This is a genomic window from Nocardia sp. NPDC004722 (assembly GCF_053601505.1).
The window spans coordinates 1-3,008 of record NZ_JBSGBY010000817.1; the positions used below are offsets into that span (position 1 = coordinate 1).

General features: G+C 71.3%; 5 protein-coding genes. All 5 read right to left on the minus strand.

The annotated features are described in order from the left end of the window. A partial coding sequence (locus tag ACWELQ_RS42395; protein WP_452402629.1) for a GNAT family N-acetyltransferase occupies positions 1-294 on the minus strand: 294 nt, incomplete at its 3' end. Next, positions 291-1,022, minus strand: coding sequence for a tRNA (adenosine(37)-N6)-threonylcarbamoyltransferase complex dimerization subunit type 1 TsaB (gene tsaB / locus ACWELQ_RS42400; RefSeq protein WP_452402630.1), 732 nt, complete (start codon positions 1,020-1,022; stop codon positions 291-293). The genes ACWELQ_RS42395 and tsaB, both read right to left, overlap by 4 nt. A 71-nt stretch (positions 1,023-1,093) precedes the next feature. Next, entirely contained in the window at positions 1,094-1,540 is a 447-nt protein-coding gene (gene tsaE, locus ACWELQ_RS42405; protein WP_452402631.1) for a tRNA (adenosine(37)-N6)-threonylcarbamoyltransferase complex ATPase subunit type 1 TsaE, read from the minus strand. Then, positions 1,537-2,673, minus strand: coding sequence for an alanine racemase (gene alr, locus ACWELQ_RS42410; protein ID WP_452402632.1), 1,137 nt, complete (start codon positions 2,671-2,673; stop codon positions 1,537-1,539). Before alr ends, tsaE begins: the two co-directional genes overlap by 4 nt. 37 nt (positions 2,674-2,710) lie before the next feature. Further along, a partial coding sequence (locus ACWELQ_RS42415; protein WP_452402633.1) for a dihydrodipicolinate synthase family protein occupies positions 2,711-3,008 on the minus strand: 298 nt, incomplete at its 5' end.

Below are 3,008 nucleotides of genomic sequence, written 5' to 3' on the forward strand. Positions count from 1 at the left end.
CAGCAGGGCTTCGAGCAGCAGGGTGCCGATGCCGCGACGATGATCGGCGGGGTCGACACCGATGGTGTGCACCTCGGCCTCGGGATGATCGGCGGTGCCGAGCAACGCGATTCCGGCGTAGCCGACCATGCGGCCGCTGCGATCGCGCGCGGTGATGTAGCGGTTGTGCGGTCCGGCCAGCTCCGACAGGAACGAAACCTCGTGCCAGGGATCGTCCTCGGGGAACAACACCTGCTCGAGTTCGGCGCAGCGGGTGACGTCTTCCGGCCGCATCGGTTCGATGCGGATGGTCATCGGCCCACCTGCGCGTAACTCTTCTCGACCGCGTCGGGGCGGCGCAGGTAGAGCGGCACCAGCGGGGCGGGGGTCGCACCGGTCAGGATCTCGGCGGCGGCGCAGCGCACCAGGCCGGCGGGCGACGGCGTCTCGACCGGCAGCACGGGCAGATCGAAATAGTCCACGTGCGAGGCGGATCCGGCGATCACGGTGGCGGCGGCCTGATCCAGGTCGGCGGGCTTGCTCACCTCGGGGCCCTCCACACGGGACAGCGTGGCGCCCGCGCCGGTGGCTGTCGCGGCCTCGCCGTCGGCCCGGTAGCGGGCCCAGTACACCTCGCGGCGGCGGGCGTCGGTGACGACCAGCAGCTCGGTCGGCTCGGAACTCTCGCGCAGGTAGCTCTCGGTGTCGGCGGCGATCGCGTCCAGACTGCACACGCCGTAAACCGGCACGCCCAGCGCGTCACCGAAGGCTGCCGCGGTGGCCATGCCGACCCGCAATCCGGTGAACGGCCCGGGCCCGATTCCGGCCACCACCGCCGCGATATCGGCACGGGAGCGCCCGGATTCGGCGAGGCAGGCCAGGATGTGCGGCGTCAGCACCTCGTTGTGCGCGCGAGCGTCCACGGTCACCTTGGTGGTGATCGTGGTGAGGCGCGGTGCGTTCGATCCGGGTTCCGCCGGTTCCAGTTCCACCAGTCCCGCCGTGACGGCCGGAGTAGCGGTGTCGACAGCCAAAATCAGCATGATTGCCCTTACGATACCGGGTGGTACAGCCCACTCGGTGTGGTGTCTGCCTGCGCGAACTTACTCGCGCATCAGTTGGCGGCGATCCACTCCCATTCCGCGGTGCGCACATCCGACTCCGGCTCGCGGCGCAATTGCACGCGCAGGTGACGGTCGGTGAGATGTTCGGCGACGCCCGAACCCCATTCGATGACCACCACGGCGTGGTCGAGATCGGTATCCAGATCCAGCGCGTCGAGCTCGTCGAGATCGCCGCCGAGGCGGTAGGCGTCGACGTGCACCAGCGCCACCGCGCCCGGGTGGGTTCCGGCGCGATGCTGGCGGGCGATGATGAAAGTCGGTGAGCTGACCCGTCCTTCGACGCCGAGGCCCGCCGCGATGCCGCGGGTGAGCGCGGTCTTGCCCGCGCCGAGCGGGCCGTCGAGGATCACCAGATCCCCGGCCTGCAGCTGGTCGGCGAGCTCGCGGCCCAGCGCTTCGGTGTCCTCCACGGTGGCGAGCATGCGTTGGTCGGTCATCGATTGCCCCCGAGGTGTGTGCGGGTCGCGCGGCCGCGCGGCGCGCACACGATCTCATAGTTGATGGTGCCGAGCGCGTCGGCCCACTCCTGCGCGTGCGGGTGACCGGGTTCACCGCCGAACAGGATCGCGGTGTCGCCCGCGGCCACGCCCGCTTCGTTGGCGCCGAGGTCCACCACGAACTGGTCCATGCAGACCCGGCCGATCTGCGGGCGGCGCGCGCCGCCCAGCCACACCGAGAACCGGCCGCTCAGCGGGCGCGGCACGCCGTCGGCGTAACCGGCCGGGATGAGCGCGACCGTGGTGTCGTGCTCGGCGATCCACTGATGCCCGTAGGACACGCCCTCGCCGGCGGCGACCCGCTTCACCCGCAGCACCCGGGCGCGCAGGGTCATGGCCGGGCGCAGGCCGAAGTCGGACTGCTCCGGGATCGGGGAGAGGCCGTACACCGCGATGCCGGGGCGGACCATGTCGAAGGCGAGGTCCGGGCGGGTCAGTGCCGCAGCGGAATTCGCCAGGTGCGCCAGTTCCGGCTCCAGGCCGTGCTCCTTGGCGGTGGCCAGGAAGGCGAGGAAGCGGTCGCGCTGCATGTCGTTGACGGGATGCTGCGGCTCGTCGGCCATGGCCAGGTGGGAGAACAGGGCGCGGAAACGCACGACGCCGTCGGCGACCAGCTTGCCGAGGAGGTCGAGCACCTCGGGGAACTCGGCCGCGGGAATGCCGTTGCGGTTGAGGCCGGTATCGACCTTCAGGCTCACGGTGGCGGTGCGGCCCAGGGCGCGCGCGCCCTGGGCGACCGCCGCCAACTGCTCGACCGACGAGACGCCGATCTCGATGTCGGCCTCGACGCCGCTGGCGTAATCGGCGTCGGAGGTGTTGAGCCAGGACAGGATCGGGGCGGTGATACCGGCGGCCCGCAGCGCCACTGCTTCCGCGATCGTGGTGGTTCCGATCTCGCGCGCCCCGGCAGCCAGCGCCGCCTGGGCCACCTCGGCCGCACCGTGGTTGTACCCGTCGGCCTTCACCACGACCATCACGGCGGCATCTCCGGCGTGCTCGGCCAGGATTCGCACATTGTGGGCGATGGCATCCAGGTCTACGACGATTTCCACCTGTGGGTCGGGCTTGTTCACGCCCTCGATACTGCCATTGACACCCCCGCGAGCCGGATCACACCCGAGTCGCCGCCCGTTGTTCGGGCAGCGCCGCGAGGGCGGCGGCGGTTGCTTCCGGAGTTGCCGGGAGCAGGGGCAGGCGGACGTTCGGGGTCGGGATGCGGCCCTGCGCGGCCAGGACCGCCTTCACGACAACCGGATTGGGCTCGGCGAACATGGCGGCGGCGACGGGTGCGAGACGGTTGCCGAGTTCGCGGCCGCGCGGGAGGTCGCCGGTGCGCCAGGCGGCGATCAGGTCGGCGTAGGCCGCGGGTGCGACATTGGCGCAGGCGAGGATCGCGCCGGACGCGCCC

Bases quoted from the DNA above. Each gene is read 5' to 3' on its own strand.
- tsaE (WP_452402631.1), bottom strand. From the start codon at position 1,540: ATGACCGACCAACGCATGCTCGCCACCGTGGAGGACACCGAAGCGCTG.
- tsaB (WP_452402630.1), bottom strand. From the start codon at position 1,022: ATGCTGATTTTGGCTGTCGACACCGCTACTCCGGCCGTCACGGCGGGA.